This is a genomic window from Streptomyces fulvorobeus (assembly GCF_013167895.1).
In the GTDB taxonomy this organism is placed as follows: Bacteria; Actinomycetota; Actinomycetes; order Streptomycetales; family Streptomycetaceae; genus Streptomyces; species Streptomyces fulvorobeus.
In genome coordinates this window covers 4,719,987-4,735,855 of record NZ_BLWC01000001.1, presented here as the reverse complement: position 1 = coordinate 4,735,855, position 15,869 = coordinate 4,719,987, and the positions used below count along the sequence as shown (strand labels likewise).

Genomic DNA, 15,869 nt, shown 5'->3' with positions numbered 1-15,869 from the left:
CGGCGAACGGCGGCCGGGAACGCACGGGCGGAGGCGAGCGGCTACCGGCCGGCGCCGGCCACGAGCGAGGTGGCGTACGGGTCGTCGTACTCCTCGATGTCGTTGAAGTCCTGGCCGTGCGTGGCGAACAGCCAGATGAAGAAGCCGATGATCGCCGCGCCGAGCGCGATGCCGATGGAGCCGAGGATGACTCCGGTCAGGGCCTGACCCGCGTTGTCGGCCTCACCGCGGGCCACGCGCCTGCGCCCCAGGATGCCGAAGATCAGGGCGAGGATGCCCAGGATCAGGCTCGGGACTCCGTAGACGCAGAACAGGCAGACGGCCAGGATGCCGAGCACCATGGCGGCCGTGCCGAGGCCGTTGGCGGGCGGCGGACCGCCCCACCCGGGCCCGCCTCCGTAGCCCGGATAACCCGGGTAGCCGCCGTACGGCGGGACGGGCGCGGCCGGATAGCCGTACGGCCCCGAGGGCGGAGCGGCCTGTCCGGGCCCGCCGGGCGCGAGGGCCGGCGGCGGAACGGCCGTGTCACCCGGCCCGTATCCGGCCCCCGCGCCGCCCTGACCGTATCCCGGGGCGCCGGCTCCCGGGGCTGGACCGCTGCCGACGCCCGGCATGGCGCTGACGGTCGGCTGGTCGTGCGCGGGCGGCGGTCCTGCGGCCGGTTTGCCCAGGTCCACCCGGCTGTCCGGCGGTGCCCACGGATCGCGTGGCGCACGCCCGCCCCCGGGCTGCTCTGTGCTGTCTGACATGGGCCTCCCCCATCGTGGTCCCGTCATGCTACGGCCCGGCCCCGGGCGGCCCGCCCCCGCATACGATGATCGGTGCGGCCGGTGCCCCCGGACGCCAGACGCCGAACGCCGAGACTTCCGGAGAGTCCGATGAACGATCTGCACCCCTTCATCGCGGGGCTGCCCAAGGCCGAACTCCACGTGCACCACGTCGGATCGGCCTCCCCGCGCATCGTCTCGGAACTGGCCGCGCACCACCCCGACTCCAAGGTCCCCACCGACCCGGAGGCACTGGCGGACTTCTTCACCTTCACCGACTTCGCGCACTTCATCGACGTCTACCTCTCCGTGGTGGACCTCGTGCGGACCCCGGAGGACGTGCGGCTGCTCACCTTCGAGGTGGCCCGGGACATGGCCCGCCAGAACATCCGGTACGCGGAGCTGACCGTCACCCCGTTCAGCTCGACCCGGCGCGGCATCCCCGAGGTGGGCTTCATGGAGGCCATCGAGGACGCCCGCAAGGCCGCCGAGGCCGAGCTCGGCGTCGTCCTTCGCTGGTGCTTCGACATCCCCGGCGAGGCCGGCCTGGAAGCCGCGGCCGAGACCACCAGGCTCGCCCTGGACCTGCGGCCCGAAGGACTCGTCTCCTTCGGCCTCGGCGGCCCGGAGATCGGCGTGGACCGCCCGCGGTTCAAGCCGTACTTCGACCAGGCCATCGCCGCGGGCCTGCACTCGGTCCCGCACGCCGGGGAGACCACGGGTCCGCAGACCGTCTGGGACGCGCTCACCGCCCTGCGCGCCGAACGCATCGGCCACGGCACCAGCTCGGTCCAGGATCCGAAGCTGCTCGACCACCTCGCCGAGCACCGGATCGCGCTGGAGGTCTGCCCGACCTCCAACATCGCCACCCGCGCGGTCGCCGACCTCGAACTGCACCCGGTCCGCGAGATGACCGAAGCGGGGGTGCTCGTGACGATCAACAGCGACGACCCGCCGATGTTCGGCACCGACCTCAACAACGAGTACGCCGTGGCCGCCCGCCTCCTGGCGCTCGACGAGCGCGGGGTGGCCGCCCTCGCGAAGAACGCGGTGGAGGCGTCCTTCCTGGACCCGGCGGGCAAGCGGAAGCTGGCCGCCGAGATCGACACGTACACGGCGAGCTGGCCGGCGACCTCCGCCGGGTGACCTCCCGCCACAATGAACCCATGGACCACCCTCTCCGCACCGCCCCCGCCGTCACCGCCGTGGCACACCGCGGCGATCCGTACCGGGCCCGCGAGAACACGCTGCCCTCGGTCCGCTCCGCGCTGGAACGCGGGGCGGACGCGGTCGAGGTCGACGTCCGCGTCACCCGTGACGGCGTGCCGGTCCTGCTGCACGACTCCACGCTGGAACGGCTGTGGGGCCACGACCTGCGTCTCGACCGGCTCCGCCACCACGAGCTGACCGAGCTGACCTCGGGCGGCGTGCCCACGCTGCGCGAGGCGCTGCTCGCCACCGCCGGGCACCGTCTCATGATCGACCTGCCCGGCTGCACCGACGCCTCCGTACGCGACATCGTCGGCACGGTCCACGAGTGCGGCGCGGGCGAGCGGGTGTACTACTGCGCGGGCGGCGGGGCCATGCTCCGCGTCCGGGCGGCCGATCCGTCCGCCGAGATCGCGCTGACCTGGAACACCCTCGCCCCGCCGCGCGCCGCGCTCGTGGCGGCCGTGAAGCCCCGCTGGATGAACTACCGGTTCGGCCTGGTGAGCCGGGAGCTGACGGAGCGCGTGCACCGGGACGGGATGCTCGTCTCCGCCTGGACGGCCGACACCAGGCGGACGATGCGCCGCCTGATCGGGCGGGGCGTCGACTCGATCACCACGAACCGCGTCGACGCGCTGCACGGAGTGCTCGCCAACTTCCCCGCCCGCGAGGCACCTTGATCGATCCGGCATGATGGAAGGCACGGCATCTTCCGTGATGCCAGGCCCGGCACCAGAGGAGCACACGTGAGCGACCCCAGCACCGAATCCGTCCCCGCCCGCGTCCGTTCCGACGTCGCGCACAACGCCCGGGTCTGGAACTACTGGCTGGGCGGCAAGGACAACTACCCGGTGGACCGGGCGGTCGGCGACCAGGTCACCGGCATGTACCCGAGCATCGGCGAAGTGGCCCGCGCGGACCGGGCGTTCCTCGGCCGGGTGGTGCGGCATCTCGCCGGTGACCTGGGCATCACCCAGTTCCTGGACATCGGCACGGGTCTGCCGACCTTCAACAACACCCACGAGATCGCGCAGCACACCGTTCCGCACTCCCGCATCGTGTACGTCGACAACGACCCGATCGTGCTGGCCCACGCGCGGGCCCTGCTCACCAGCTCGCCCGAGGGCGCCACCGAGTACATCGACGCCGACGCCCATCACCCGGAACAGATTCTGCGCTCCGTCGAGCCGACCCTGAACCTGAGGCAGCCGGTCGCGGTGATGATGCTCGGCATCCTCAACTTCGTCCTGGACACCGGCGAGGCGCGGAGCGTCGTGAGCAGGCTGATGGACGCGATGCCCTCCGGCAGCTACCTGGTGCTCACCCACCCCACGCTGGAGCTGGGCGGCGAGGGCAACGAGGAGGCGATGCGCTTCTGGAACGAGCACGCCACTCCGCCGATCACCGCCCGCTCCCGCACCGAGTTCGCCGCCTTCATGGACGGTCTGGAACTTCTGGACCCGGGCATCGTGTCCTGCGCCCAGTGGCGTCCGGAACCGGGCGCCCCGGCGGCCGAGGTCGCCCAGTTCGGCGCGGTGGCCCGCAAGCCGTAGGGGACGGGGTGCGGGCCGGGCCGCCGCGCTCCCGCCGGTCCGGCTCCGGAGACGGGAAACGGCCCCGGGCCTGAGCCCGGGGCCGTCACACCGCTCGTGGTACGCCGGTCAGTCGTCGAGCGACGTCATGACGTGCTTGATGCGGGTGTAGTCCTCGAAGCCGTATGCGGAGAGGTCCTTGCCGTAGCCGGACTTCTTGAATCCGCCGTGCGGCATCTCGGCGACGAGCGGGATGTGGGTGTTGATCCACACGCAGCCGAAGTCGAGGTTCTTGGACATCCGCATGGCGCGCGCGTGGTCCTTGGTCCACACCGAGGACGCCAGCGCGAACTCCACGCCGTTGGCGTACTCCAGGGCCTGGGCCTCGTCCGTGAACGACTGGACGGTGATGACGGGGCCGAAGACCTCGTTCTGGATGATCTCGTCGTCCTGCCTGAGGCCGGAGACCACGGTCGGCGCGTAGAAGTAGCCCTTGTCACCGACCCGCTGACCGCCCGCCTCGACCTTGGCGTGGGCGGGGAGGCGCTCGATGAAGCCGCTGACCTGCTTCAGCTGGTTGGCGTTGTTGAGCGGGCCGTAGAGCACGTCCTCGTCGTCCGGGGCCCCGGTCTTCGTCTCCGCCGCGGCCTGGGCGAGCGCGGTGACGAACTCGTCGTGGATCGACTCGTGGACCAGAACACGGGTCGCGGCCGTGCAGTCCTGCCCGGCGTTGAAGAAGCCCGCGACGGAGATGCCCTCGACGGCCTTGGCGATGTCGCTGTCCTGGAAGACGACGGCGGGCGCCTTGCCGCCGAGCTCCAGGTGGACGCGCTTGACGTCCTTGGCCGCGGACTCGGCGACCTGCGTGCCGGCCCGTACCGAACCGGTGATGGAGGCCATCGCCGGGGTGGGGTGCTCGACCATCGCGCGGCCGGTGTCGCGGTCGCCGCAGATGACGTTGAAGACGCCCTTGGGGAGGATGGCGCCGATGATCTCGGCGATCAGCACGGTCGACGCCGGGGTGGTGTCGGACGGCTTGAGGACGACGGTGTTGCCCGCGGCGAGCGCCGGGGCGAACTTCCAGACCGCCATCATCATCGGGTAGTTCCACGGCGCCACCTGGGCGCACACGCCCACCGGCTCACGGCGGACGATGGAGGTCAGGCCCTCCATGTACTCGCCGGCCGAGCGGCCTTCGAGCAGCCGGGCGGCACCCGCGAAGAACCGGATCTGGTCCACCATCGGCGGGACCTCTTCGGTACGGGTGAGCTCCAGCGGCTTGCCCGTGTTCTCCGACTCGGCCGCGATGAGGTCCTCGGCGCGCTCCTCGAAGGCGTCGGCGATCTTGAGCAGGGCCTTCTGGCGCTCGGCCGGCGTGACGTCACGCCAGGCGGGGAAGGCGGCGGCCGCCGCCTCCATGGCGGCATCGACGTCGGCCTGTCCGGAGAGCGGGGAGGTCGCGTAGACCTCTTCCGTCACCGGGTTGACCACGTCGATGGTCCGCCCGTCCGCGGCGTCCCGGAACTCTCCGTTGATGTAGTTGCGCAGACGGCGCACCTCGGTGGTCACAACCACCCCTCCTGTCGGCTGTCCGATGGATGAGATTCCACCCTAATCGCTTCGGTGACGCTTTCGACATAGCCACCGGGCGTCAACTTCGGATTCGGTGAGATCCAGGTCCCCAGACAACGAATTTCATCGATCTGGGCTTGCCAGACAGACGAGTCCCGGTGCAGAGTGAGTCTGTGGCCAGTCGCAGCGCAGACTCCAGGACCGGGAACGGACCGTCCCCGACGGTCGATGCCGTCTCCCTCGCAATCATCGAGCAGCTCCAGGAGGACGGACGCCGTCCGTACGCCGCGATCGGCAAGGCCGTCGGCCTGTCGGAAGCGGCGGTACGCCAGCGCGTCCAGAAGCTGCTCGACCAGGGCGTGATGCAGATCGTCGCCGTCACCGACCCGCTCACCGTGGGACTCCGGCGGCAGGCGATGGTGGGCATCAATGTCGAGGGAGACCTCGACCCCGTCTCGGAAGCCCTGGCGGCCATGGCCGAGTGCGAGTACGTGGTCATGACCGCGGGCTCCTTCGACCTGATGGTGGAGATCGTCTGCGAGGACGACGACCACCTGCTGGAGACGATCAACAAACGCATCCGGGCCATTCCCGGTGTGCGCTCCACCGAGAGCTTCGTCTACCTCAAGCTCAAGAAGCAGACCTATATGTGGGGAACCCGATAGCCGTGAGCAAGGACCTCAGCCGAACCGCGTACGACCACCTGTGGATGCACTTCACCCGCATGTCGGACTACGAGAACGCGCCCGTTCCCACCATCGTGCGTGGCGAGGGCACCTACATCTTCGACGACAAGGGCAAGCGCTACCTCGACGGCCTCTCCGGCCTGTTCGTGGTCAACGCCGGCCACGGCCGTCACGAGCTCGCCGAGACGGCGTACAAGCAGGCGCAGGAGCTGGCCTTCTTCCCGGTGTGGTCGTACGCCCACCCCAAGGCCGTCGAGCTGGCCGAGCGTCTGGCGAACTACGCCCCGGGTGACCTGAACAAGGTCTTCTTCACGACAGGTGGCGGCGAGGCCGTCGAGACCGCGTGGAAGCTGGCGAAGCAGTACTTCAAGCTCACCGGCGAGCCGACCAAGTACAAGGTCATCTCCCGCGCGGTGGCGTACCACGGCACCCCGCAGGGCGCCCTGTCCATCACGGGCCTGCCGGCCCTGAAGGCCCCCTTCGAGCCGCTGGTTCCCGGCGCGCACAAGGTGGTCAACACCAACATCTACCGCGCCCCGATCCACGGCGACGACCCCGAGGCGTACGGCCGCTGGTGCGCCGACCAGATCGAGCAGGAGATCCTCTTCGAGGGCCCCGAGACCGTGGCCGCGGTCTTCCTGGAGCCGGTGCAGAACGCCGGTGGCTGTTTCCCGCCGCCGCCCGGGTACTTCCAGCGGGTCCGCGAGATCTGCGACCAGTACAACGTGCTGCTCGTCTCGGACGAGACGATCTGCGCCTTCGGCCGCCTCGGCACGATGTTCGCGTGCGACAAGTTCGACTACGTGCCGGACATGATCACCTGCGCCAAGGGCATGACCTCGGGCTACTCCCCGATCGGCGCGTGCATCATCTCCGACCGCCTGGCGGAGCCGTTCTACCAGGGCGGCAACACCTTCCTGCACGGCTACACCTTCGGTGGCCACCCGGTCTCCGCGGCCGTGGGCATTGCCAACCTCGACCTGTTCGAGCGTGAGGGCCTCAACCAGCACGTCCTGGACACCGAGGGCGCGTTCCTCTCGACCCTCCAGAAGCTGCACGACCTGCCGATCGTCGGCGACGTCCGCGGCAACGGCTTCTTCTACGGCATCGAGCTGGTGAAGGACAAGGTCACCAAGGAGACCTTCACCGACGAGGAGACCGAGCGCGTCCTGTACGGCTTCCTCTCCAAGGCGCTGTACGAGAACGGCCTGTACTGCCGGGCCGACGACCGCGGCGACCCGGTCGTCCAGCTCGCGCCGCCGCTCATCTCCGACCAGGCGACCTTCGACGAGATCGAGGGCATCCTGCGGTCCGTTCTCACGGAGGCGTGGACGAAGCTCTGACCCCGGTGAGGGCCCCTGGCTGATGTCGTTCCAGCGGTCATTTCATACGGTCCACGCGGCCCGGATACGCCTTTCGAGTGAGAAGGAGCGCATCCGGGCCGCGTGCTGTGCGCACACCCGGGCCGGGCTGCCTACCGTGCCGAGAGACCGATCGGCCGCGTCTCCCTTCCCCCGTACGGGGGAAGGGAATACTGACTGAACCGAGGTGTACGCCATGGTGGCCCCGCCGGACAACGACGTGATCTGGGCGCGTTCCCTGCACCATTCCCACAACGGCTCACCCGGTCTCGGCGGTGTCTCCGTCGGCGTCCGGGACGGCGAGATCCTGGCCGTGACCGGGCCGCGCGGCAGCGGGAAGACCACGCTGCTGCACTGTCTGTCCGGGCAGCTGGTGCCCCAGCAGGGCGAGGTCTGGTACAACAGCGTCCCCCTCCACACGATGGGCCCGCGCCTGCGGGAACAGCTGCGCCGCGACCGCTTCGCCTGGATCGCCCCCGAGCCCCAGCTCGTGCCGGAGCTGACCACCTGGGAGAACGCGGCCCTTCCCCTGCTCCTGCGGGGCACCTCGCACCGGGCCGCCAAGAAGGCTGCGCTGGAGTGGCTGGAGCGCCTGGATATCGCCGCGCTCGCCAAGAAGCGGCCCCACGCGCTGCTCCAGGCACAGCGCCAGCGGGTCTCCGTGGCCCGGGCCCTGACCGCGTCACCATCGGTGATCTTCGCCGACGAGCCGACCGCGGCGCTCCACCGCGCGGACCGCACGCAGCTCCTGCGCACCCTGACGACCGCGGCCCGCTCCCACGACATCACGGTCGTCCTCGCCACCCACGACGTGGAGGTCGCCGCCCTCGCCGACCGCGCGGTCGCCCTGCTGGACGGCCGCCGCGTCAGCACCGTCACCCTGCCCGCCGTGTCCGATACGGAAGGCCGCTCGGCGTGCTCGCTCTCCGTCTGACCCGCGGTACGCACCCCCTGGTCCTGGCGCGGCGCCTGCTCGTCGCCGCGGCCTCGGCCGGCGTCGGTTTCCTGCTGCTCTGCACCCTGGGGTACGCCTCCGGCCACCCGGCGCAGGCCACGGGGTCGGTACTGCGGCTGCTGTGGTGCCTGGTCCCGCTGGCGGCCGCCGTGCAGTTCGCCGTCGCGGTGGCCCGGACCGACCCGGCCACCCGGCCCCGCCCCGGGCTCTTCGCCATCGGGCTGGGCCCGGTCAGGCTCTCGGTGCTCGCGGCCGTCTCCACCGCGGTCTCCACCACGCTCGGCTCGATGGTGGCCCTGCTGCTCTTCCTGCACCTGCGGGGCGACCTGACGGGGATGCCGTTCGACGGCCGCGCCACCGAGCTGCTGGGAGCCGGTACACCGCTGCCGCTGGCGGCCGCCCTCACGCTGCTCGCCCTCGTACCGGTGGCCTCGGTGCTCGCGAGTGCGCTCGCCCTACGCGCCCGGCCCCCCGTGGCCTCCTCCCCCACCGCCCCGGACGGCGCCGGTGACCCCGGCACATCGGGGGCTCCCTCGGGGCTGCCGTGGGGCGTCGCCCTGACGGCGGCCGGTCTGGCCGTCGAGGCGTACGCGAGCCGGGGCCCGGCGGGCGGCAGCCCGTTCCCGCTGCCCGGCAGGCTGGACGCCACCCCGGCCGGCGTGCTGGCGGGCTGGACACTGACCGCGATCGGCCTGGCCATGGCCGGCCCCGGACTCACCTACCTCTGCGGCCGGCTGCTCCAGGCCGTGCGCCCGGGAGCCGTCCGCCTGCTGGCGGGCCGGGTCCTGATGGACGAGGCCCGGCGTATCGGCCGCCCGCTCGGGGTGGTCTGCGCGGTGCTGTCCGGGGTGATCGCCGCCGCCGCGCTGTACGGGACGGGGCCCCGCCCCTTCGGTCCCCTCACCGCTCTCGGTGCGGCGCTCGTACTCGGCTGCACGACGGCGACGCTGCTGACCTCGGCGCTGGAGGCGAAGCAGGCCCGCGCCAGGACCGCCGACGCGCTGCTCAGGATGGGCGCCCCGGCATCCGCACTGCGCGGCGCAACCGCCGTGCGGGCCGGCGCGCTGCTGGCCGTTTTCGCCCCGCTGACCTGGACGGTCGCGCAGCTGGCCGCGCTGCCCCTGACCGCCGCCTGACGTCTAGGTGTGGTGTCTCAGGACGTTGGTTCCACGGCGTCCTCGAAGGCGAGCTGCTGCGGGATCGTGTCGAGTGGCTTCGGCGGCTGGTCGAACACGATGCGGTAGTCACTGCCGGAGGTCCGGCTGATGGGTGGCCGGCCTCCGAGCGCGGAGTGCGGGCGCTCGTGGTTGTAGTAGTTGAGGAAGTTCGCGAGCGCGGCCCTGCGTTCCTGCTCGGAGGTGTAGGCGCGCACGTAGGCCCACTCGCGGGCCAGCGTCCCGTTGAACCTCTCCACCTTCCCGTTGGTCCGTGGCGGTACGGCCTGGTGCGCTTGGGCTTCGTTCCCGTCACGACCAGGGCAGCGGCCCAGGCGCGAGAGCGGTAGCAGGAGCCGTTGTCGGTGAGGACGCGGCGGATCGGCGTGATGTCGTGGGCGGCGAAGAACGCGACGGAACGATGCCAGAACGCGGCTGCGGTCACGGCCTTCTCGTCGTCCAGAGCCTCGGTGTAGGCGAGTCGGGAGTCGTTCCGATGTCCCCTGCTGGTGGCGCTCCTGGACCCGGCGGCCGCGTTCACCGGGAGCCCCTGAGATTTCGGGGCTCCCGCGTGAGCGGCTGTGCGTGGCGTCAGCGTGCGAACTTTTCGATGGCCTCCGGGGTGACGGGGGTGAAGAAGTTGACGAGGTTGCCGTCGGGGTCGCGGAACAACAGCGACCGGTTGCCCCAGGGCATCGTGGTGGGCACGTTGACGAAGTCGGTGACGAAGCCGGTCAGGTTCTGGTGAACGCGGTCCACGTCGTCGACGAGGAACTCGATGATCACGCTGTGGTTGTCCGCCGGGCGGGCAGAGCCCGGGGCGAACAGCGGGACGGTGCGGGTGCCGGCGATCGCGAGGGTTGCGCCCGCGGTCCTGAGTTCGGCGAAGTCCTCGGTGGCCCGTATCGCCTGCATCCCTGTAGCTCGCTCGTAGAACTCGACGAGGCGTGCGACGTCGCTGGTGATGATGCGGATCGAGACGAAGTCCATGGGTATCTCCTTGGCTGTGCTGGAGGCGTGCAGTCTCAGGCTAGGAGAAATAGTGGACAGAATCGGTCCTGTATTCGCGTTAGGCTGCGAACATGTCACGACCCACAGGCCGCGTGCTGAGACTCCTGGAGCTACTGCAGTCGGGCGGCACCCGGACTGTGGCCGAGCTCGCCGACCGTCTCGGCGTCGAAGGGCGCACTGTGCGGCGGTATGTGGACCAACTGATCGAACTGGACGTGCCCGTGGAGTCGGTGCGCGGCCGCTACGGCGGGTACCGGCTGGCTCCCGGGTACCGTTTGCCTCCGCTCATGCTCAGCGACGACGAGGCGCTGGCCGTGCTGCTCGGCCTGGTCGCCGGCCGCCGGGCAGAGCTGACGACGACGGAGCGCACGGCAAACGAGACGGCGTCAGCGAAGATCCGGCGGGTGCTGCCCAAGCACATCGCCCGCCGGCTCGACACACTCCTGGAAGCTCTCGCCTTCACGGATCAGCCCGGCGAGTTGGACCACCCGGACGCCGGGCTCCTGCTCACCATCGCCGATGCGGTGCGCCACCGCCGACCGGTGTCGATCCGCTACACCGACCGCGACGGACGGCGCAGCGAACGCACACTGCACGCGTACGGGATCGTCGCCCATGCGGGCCGGTGGTACGTGACGGGCAAGGACGCCCAGGTCGGCGAGGACCGAACCTTCCGGCTCGATCGCATCGCAGCCGCGAGGGCCCTGTCCGGCTCATTCGAAGCGCCCGTGGGTCCCGGTCCGGCACAACGCGTGTTGTCAGGATTCGCCACGGCCGAGTACAGGCATCAGGTCACCTTGCGGATCCACGGGACAGTTGAGCAGATCCGCGCCCACCTCCCCGCCAGCGTCGCGAGCCTGGAGGAGCACGAGCCCGCGGCCGGCCAGGACCCGGCGGCCGAGCACTGGCTGCGCGTCGAGCTACGGGCGGAGCGGCTCGACTGGTTGCCTCCGGTACTCGCCTCACTCGACCGGCCGTTCGCCATCGAGCACCCCGATGAACTCCGCGCCCTCGTCATCGCGCTCGCCGATCGCTTCGCGTCCTATGCCCGCCAAGCCTGACAGGCGAAGAACCAATGTCATGAGACGGCACATCTAGGCCCGGGGCGGGCCGGCCGCTCTCAGCGAGGAGGCGCAGGCCGGGAGCGGAGGTCCGGCGGCGGCGCCGGACCGCGGGTGGTCGCGAGGACCGTGGTGAGCGTGTCGAAGCACGCCTCCCAGCCGTCCTCCGCTGCGGCGTACTGCTCCGGTGTGAGGTTCCCGCCGCGCTGGCGGAACGTCATCTCGGTGGTGCGCCCCCGGCCGGTGAACGTGGCGGTGACGATCTCGCCCTCGGCCTCGTCGGCGACGCTGCCGTCCTTCAGCGTGAAGACGAGCCGCTGCGGTGCGACCACCTCGCGGTAGACCCCGTGGAAGGGCATCTCGGTGCCCGGTACGACGAGGACCAGGCTCCAGGCCCCGCCCGGCCTGACGTCCATCGACACCCGGTCGAGCGGTACGGCGGCGTGGCCGCCGTACCAGGCGGCGAAGCGTTCGGGCGTCGTCCACGCCTCGAACACCCGCTCCCGTGGGGCGTCGAAGGCCCGGGTGAGATCGATGCCCTCGCGTACTGACCCGTCCATGGTCGTGGTCCTTTCCTGGGGCCCGGCAGGGCGGTCGCCGACCGTTCCAGGGGACCAGGCTCCGGGGGGCGCCGCCAGCCGGTCACTTCCCGGACGGCTCCCCCGCCGGCGCCAGGACCACCGTCTCCGCCACGTCGAAGGTGACCCCGACGGCGGCGCCCTCCTGCGGGGTGTCCCGCAGCGCGCACGCCGCCTCCAGCACGGGCCCGCGCTCGGGCCGCAGCAGTACGGAGACGTGGTGCCCCCGGAACGTACGCGCCTCCACGGTGCAGCGCAGGCCGTCCCGCGGGGCCCCGATCCGCACCCCGGCCGGCCGCACGAGCAGCTCGCACGGCCCCTGCCACTCCCCCTCGGCCACCGCCACCTTGCCCCAGACCGTGTCCGCCACCGTGCCCGTCACCTCGGCGTCCACCACGTTGTCGAAGCCGAGGAACCGGGCGACGAACGCGGAAGCGGGCCTCTGCCACACCTCAAGCGGAGTCCCCGTCTGCGCGATCCGCCCCTCACGCATCACCACCACCCGGTCGGCGAGGGCGAACGCCTCCCCCTGGTCGTGCGTGACGGCCAGCACCGTGGTGCCCAGCCGGCCGAAGAGCGTGCGCAGTTCGACGACCAGGCGTTCGCGCAGGCTCCGGTCCAGCTGTCCCAGCGGCTCGTCCAGCATCAGCAGCTTCGGGCTGGGGGCCAGCGCGCGGGCGAGCGCGACACGCTGCTGCTCGCCGCCGGAGAGTGCGGCGACCGCCCGGCGCCCGGCGCCCGGCAGCCCGACCAGGTCGAGCAGTTCGGCGACCCCGCTCTCCCGCTCCGCCCGTCCGGCACCGTGCATCCGCAGCCCGAAGGCGACGTTGGCCCCGGCATCGCGGTGCGGGAACAGCTGGTGGTCCTGGAACATCAGGCCCAGACCCCGCCGGTGCACGGGCACCCCCGCCTGGTCCGCGCCGCCCAGCAGCACCCGGCCGCCGTCCATCGGCTGCAGCCCGGCGACCACCCGGAGCAGCGTCGACTTGCCGCTGCCGCTCGGCCCCAGCACGCAGACGATCTCGTGCTCGGCGACCTGGAGGTCCACCGCGTCGAGCGCGGTGCGCCCGCCGAAGCGGACCGTGGCCGATTCCAGTGCCAGCATGGTCAGAACTCCCCGGATCGATCGGTGCGGATACGTTCCAGCAGCAGCAGCGACACCGCGCAGACGAGCATCAGAATCGTGCTGAGGGCCATCGCCTGCCCGTAGTTGAGCTCCCCGGACCGTCCCAGCAGCCGGGCCACCGCGACCGGCAGCGTCGGGTTGTCGGGGCGCGCGATGAACACGGTCGCGCCGAACTCGCCGAGCGACACGGCGAACGCGAAGCCCGCGGCGACCAGCAGCGCCCGGCGCACCAGCGGCAGGTCGACCTCACGCCAGACCCGCACCGGCGAGGCCCCGAGCACCGCCGCCGCCTCCCGGAGCCGCCCGTCCACCGCGCGCAGGACGGGCAGCATGGTCCGTACGACGAAGGGGACACCCACCAGGGCCTGCGCGAGCGGCACCAGGATCCAGGACGTCCGCAGATCGAGCGGTGGCTCGTCCAGCGTGATCAGGAAGCCGAAGCCGACCGTCACGGCGGACACCCCGAGCGGCAGCATCAGCAGCGCGTCGAACCCGCGGACCAGCCGCCCGGCACGCCGGGTCAGCGCCGCCGCCGCGAGCCCGCCGACGAAGAGCGCGATCAGGGTCGCGACGAGCGCGTACCGCAGCGAGTTCCAGACGGCTTCGAGCGGCGGTACGAGGAACGTGGAACCGCTCGCCTCGGCCGACCGCAACGCGCGGTAGAAGCCCAGCCCGTGACCGCCGGGACCGTCGAAGGAGCGCTCCACCAGCACACCCAGCGGCAGCAGGATCAGCAGCAGGACGGTCAGCAGCACCCCGCCCAGCAGCGCCCACTGCCCGGCGCCGCGCGGTCGGCGGGCGGTCTGCGCCGGGTCGACCAGCTTCAGGGCGGTCTCCCTGCGCCGTACGGTCCAGGCGTGCACGGCGAGGATCGCGCCGACCGCGGCGAACTGGACGAGGGTCAGCACGGCGGCCGTCGGCAGGTCCAGGAGCTGGGCGGTCTGCCGGTAGATCTCCACCTCGAGCGTGGAGAAGGCCGGGCCGCCGAGGATCTGCACGACGCCGAAGGAGGTGAACGTGAAGAGGAAGACCATCAGTGCGGCGGCGGCGACGGCGGGCACCAGGGCGGGCAGGGTGACCCGCCGCCAGGCGGCGAACCGTCCGGCGCCCAGGACCCTGGCGGCCTCCTCCTGGCGGGGATCGAGCTGCGACCAGAGGCCGCCGACGGTGCGTACGACCACGGCGTAGTTGAAGAAGACGTGGGCCAGCAGGATCGCCCACACGGTGGTGTCGAGCCGCACTCCCGCCAGCTCGTCGAGGAAGCCGCCGCGGCCGAGGAGCGCCAGGAACGCCGTCCCGACGACCACGGTCGGCAGCACGAACGGCACCGTGACCACGGCCCGCAGCAGGTGTTTTCCGGGGAAGTCGAAGCGGGCGAAGACATAGGCGGCGGGCAGCGCGAGGACCAGGGTGAGCGCGGTGGAGGCGAGGGCCTGCCAGGTGGTGAACCACAGGACGTCGAGGATCTCCGGGCGGCCCAGCACCTCACCGATGCGGCCGAACTGCCACCGGCCCGTGTCCTTCAACCCGCGGCCGACGATCGCGGCGACGGGGTAGGCGAAGAACAGCGCGAAGAACGCGAGGGGCACGGCCGTCAGGCCGAGCCGCACCGCGTTCCCGCGTATCCGTCCGCTGAGCACCCGTCCTCCGCGCACGGAGCGGCCGGCTACTTGACCACGAGCGAGGACCACGACCGGACCCACCGCTCACGGTTCTTGGCGATCCGCTCCGGGGCCACGGTCGCCGGCTCGTCGATCTCCGCGCCGAACTCGGTGAAGAGCTCGGGCAGTTCCGCGTCGCTCACGACCGGGTTCACGAACATGTTCAGCGGCATGTCCTCCTGGAATTCCCGGCCGATCAGGAAGTCCAGCAGGGCCTTGCCGCCCGCCTCGTTCTCCGCACCGTCCAGCAGACCCGCGAACTCGATCTGGCGGAAGCAGGTCCCGGTGGCGACGCCGGTCGGCGCCTTCGCCGGCTGCGGCTGCGCGTACAGCACCTCGACGGGCGGGCTGGAGGCGTAGGAGACGACGAGGGGCCGGTCGGCCTTGGCCTTCCTGCCGCCGGCGGAACCGGAGAACTCGTCGTTGTACGCCTGCTCCCAGCCGTCCACGACCTTGACGCCGTTGTCCTTCAGCTTCTTCCAGTAGTCCTCGTAACCGTCCTCGCCGTAGGCGGCGACGGTACCGAGGAGGAAGCCGAGACCGGGCGAGGAGGTGGCGGCGTTCTCGGTGACGAGCAGGTTCTCGTACGCGGGCTTCAGCAGGTCCTCGAAGGACTGCGGCGGCGCGAGCTTCCTGTCGGCGAAGTACTTCTTGTCGTAGTTCACGCAGACGTCACCGGTGTCGACGGGCGTCACCCGGTGCTTGTCCGCGTCGAGCCGCACCTCGTCCGCGACCCGGTCCAGGCCCTTGGCCTCGTACGGCGTGAACAGGCCGTTGTCGAGGGCGCGGGAGAGCAGGGTGTTGTCGACGCCGAAGAACACGTCACCGCGCGGGGAGCCCTTGGTCAGGATCTCCTGGTTGAGCGCGGCCCCGGCGTCGCCGCTCTTGAGGACCTTGACGGTGTAGCCGGTCTCCTCGGTGAACGCCTTCAGCACGTCCTTGGAGGCGTTGAAGGAGTCGTGACTGACCAGCGTCACGGTCTTGGAGCCGGAGCCCTTCGACCCGCCGGACGCACCGTCGTCGGAGTCCGCGCAGCCCGCGAGAGCCGTGACACCGAGAGCGGCGGCCACCGCGGTCGCAGTGATCTTCTTCGTGGTGCTCATGTGATTCCTCCTGGAAGTGACCAGGAAGAGACGCGGCCCTGCCCGCCCCCGGTGATCTTCGGGAGGCGGGCAGGGCGCAACAGCTTGAGTAAG

Annotated in this window: 15 protein-coding genes and 1 pseudogene; 8 read left to right on the top strand and 8 right to left on the bottom strand. The window is 71.2% G+C overall.

Annotated features, from left to right (window positions below; all coding sequences use genetic code 11):
- Positions 1-41 precede the first annotated feature (41 nt).
- The gene (locus Sfulv_RS21395; protein ID WP_173316174.1) at positions 42-749 is read right to left on the bottom strand and encodes a DUF4190 domain-containing protein; all 708 of its coding nucleotides are present in this window, start codon (positions 747-749) and stop codon (positions 42-44) included.
- Between the two features lie 129 nt (positions 750-878).
- Here Sfulv_RS21395 and Sfulv_RS21390 point away from each other — a divergent pair, with 129 nt between their 5' ends.
- From Sfulv_RS21390 to Sfulv_RS21380, 3 genes are all read left to right on the top strand, one after another.
- Entirely contained in the window at positions 879-1,913 is a 1,035-nt protein-coding gene (locus Sfulv_RS21390) for an adenosine deaminase (protein ID WP_173316173.1), read from the top strand.
- Positions 1,914-1,933: 20 nt separating this feature from the next.
- The gene (locus tag Sfulv_RS21385) at positions 1,934-2,656 is read left to right on the top strand and encodes a glycerophosphodiester phosphodiesterase (protein WP_173316172.1); all 723 of its coding nucleotides are present in this window, start codon (positions 1,934-1,936) and stop codon (positions 2,654-2,656) included.
- 66 nt (positions 2,657-2,722) lie between these two features.
- Positions 2,723-3,529, top strand: a complete 807-nt coding sequence (locus Sfulv_RS21380; RefSeq protein ID WP_173316171.1) for an SAM-dependent methyltransferase — start codon at positions 2,723-2,725, stop codon at positions 3,527-3,529.
- A gap of 108 nt (positions 3,530-3,637) precedes the next feature.
- Here the strand turns inward: Sfulv_RS21380 and Sfulv_RS21375 are convergent, their stop codons facing one another.
- Complete coding sequence (locus Sfulv_RS21375) at positions 3,638-5,077, bottom strand: gamma-aminobutyraldehyde dehydrogenase (RefSeq protein ID WP_173316170.1); 1,440 nt, start codon at positions 5,075-5,077, stop codon at positions 3,638-3,640.
- A 161-nt stretch (positions 5,078-5,238) separates the two neighbouring features.
- Here Sfulv_RS21375 and Sfulv_RS21370 point away from each other — a divergent pair, with 161 nt between their 5' ends.
- The 4 genes from Sfulv_RS21370 (at position 5,239) to Sfulv_RS21355 (ending at position 9,218) form a co-directional block, all read left to right on the top strand.
- A complete protein-coding gene (locus Sfulv_RS21370) occupies positions 5,239-5,745 on the top strand; it encodes an Lrp/AsnC family transcriptional regulator (protein WP_173316169.1) in 507 nt (168 codons plus the stop codon).
- Complete coding sequence (locus Sfulv_RS21365; protein WP_173316168.1) at positions 5,730-7,109, top strand: aspartate aminotransferase family protein; 1,380 nt, start codon at positions 5,730-5,732, stop codon at positions 7,107-7,109. The genes Sfulv_RS21370 and Sfulv_RS21365 overlap by 16 nt, the downstream gene beginning before the upstream one ends.
- Positions 7,110-7,323: 214 nt before the next feature.
- Positions 7,324-8,061, top strand: a complete 738-nt coding sequence (locus Sfulv_RS21360; protein WP_173316167.1) for an ABC transporter ATP-binding protein — start codon at positions 7,324-7,326, stop codon at positions 8,059-8,061.
- Positions 8,043-9,218: a hypothetical protein gene (locus tag Sfulv_RS21355; protein WP_173316166.1), complete on the top strand. Its 1,176-nt coding sequence runs from the start codon at positions 8,043-8,045 to the stop codon at positions 9,216-9,218. The genes Sfulv_RS21360 and Sfulv_RS21355 overlap by 19 nt, the downstream gene beginning before the upstream one ends.
- Positions 9,219-9,340: 122 nt before the next feature.
- Here Sfulv_RS21355 and Sfulv_RS30615 read toward each other — a convergent pair.
- Together Sfulv_RS30615 and Sfulv_RS21340 are read right to left on the bottom strand one after the other, a co-directional pair.
- A pseudogene (locus tag Sfulv_RS30615) lies at positions 9,341-9,723 on the bottom strand (integrase core domain-containing protein); the annotation flags it as partial.
- 104 nt (positions 9,724-9,827) lie between these two features.
- Positions 9,828-10,226 carry a VOC family protein gene (locus Sfulv_RS21340; RefSeq protein ID WP_173316164.1) on the bottom strand — a complete coding sequence of 133 codons (399 nt, stop codon included), beginning with the start codon at positions 10,224-10,226 and terminating at the stop codon, positions 9,828-9,830.
- Positions 10,227-10,318: 92 nt separating this feature from the next.
- Here Sfulv_RS21340 and Sfulv_RS21335 point away from each other — a divergent pair, with 92 nt between their 5' ends.
- On the top strand, positions 10,319-11,308 hold the full coding sequence (locus Sfulv_RS21335; RefSeq protein WP_173316163.1) for a helix-turn-helix transcriptional regulator: 990 nt from the start codon (positions 10,319-10,321) through the stop codon (positions 11,306-11,308).
- Between the two features lie 59 nt (positions 11,309-11,367).
- Here Sfulv_RS21335 and Sfulv_RS21330 read toward each other — a convergent pair whose 3' ends face one another.
- From Sfulv_RS21330 to Sfulv_RS21315, 4 genes are all read right to left on the bottom strand, one after another.
- Positions 11,368-11,868, bottom strand: a complete 501-nt coding sequence (locus Sfulv_RS21330; RefSeq protein ID WP_173316162.1) for an SRPBCC family protein — start codon at positions 11,866-11,868, stop codon at positions 11,368-11,370.
- An 82-nt stretch (positions 11,869-11,950) separates the two neighbouring features.
- Complete coding sequence (locus tag Sfulv_RS21325; RefSeq protein ID WP_173316161.1) at positions 11,951-12,991, bottom strand: ABC transporter ATP-binding protein; 1,041 nt, start codon at positions 12,989-12,991, stop codon at positions 11,951-11,953.
- Between the two features lie 2 nt (positions 12,992-12,993).
- On the bottom strand, positions 12,994-14,622 hold the full coding sequence (locus tag Sfulv_RS21320; RefSeq protein ID WP_173318086.1) for an ABC transporter permease: 1,629 nt from the start codon (positions 14,620-14,622) through the stop codon (positions 12,994-12,996).
- Positions 14,623-14,678: 56 nt separating this feature from the next.
- Entirely contained in the window at positions 14,679-15,776 is a 1,098-nt protein-coding gene (locus tag Sfulv_RS21315) for a thiamine ABC transporter substrate-binding protein (protein ID WP_173316160.1), read from the bottom strand.
- Between the last annotated feature and the right edge of the window lie 93 nt (positions 15,777-15,869).

Bases quoted from the DNA above. Each gene is read 5' to 3' on its own strand.
- Sfulv_RS21330 (WP_173316162.1), bottom strand. From the start codon at position 11,868: ATGGACGGGTCAGTACGCGAGGGCATCGATCTCACCCGGGCCTTCGAC.
- Sfulv_RS21385 (WP_173316172.1), top strand. From the start codon at position 1,934: ATGGACCACCCTCTCCGCACCGCCCCCGCCGTCACCGCCGTGGCACAC.
- Sfulv_RS21395 (WP_173316174.1), bottom strand. From the start codon at position 749: ATGTCAGACAGCACAGAGCAGCCCGGGGGCGGGCGTGCGCCACGCGAT.
- Sfulv_RS21325 (WP_173316161.1), bottom strand. From the start codon at position 12,991: ATGCTGGCACTGGAATCGGCCACGGTCCGCTTCGGCGGGCGCACCGCG.
- Sfulv_RS21315 (WP_173316160.1), bottom strand. From the start codon at position 15,776: ATGAGCACCACGAAGAAGATCACTGCGACCGCGGTGGCCGCCGCTCTC.
- Sfulv_RS21340 (WP_173316164.1), bottom strand. From the start codon at position 10,226: ATGGACTTCGTCTCGATCCGCATCATCACCAGCGACGTCGCACGCCTC.
- Sfulv_RS21390 (WP_173316173.1), top strand. From the start codon at position 879: ATGAACGATCTGCACCCCTTCATCGCGGGGCTGCCCAAGGCCGAACTC.
- Sfulv_RS21360 (WP_173316167.1), top strand. From the start codon at position 7,324: ATGGTGGCCCCGCCGGACAACGACGTGATCTGGGCGCGTTCCCTGCAC.
- Sfulv_RS21335 (WP_173316163.1), top strand. From the start codon at position 10,319: ATGTCACGACCCACAGGCCGCGTGCTGAGACTCCTGGAGCTACTGCAG.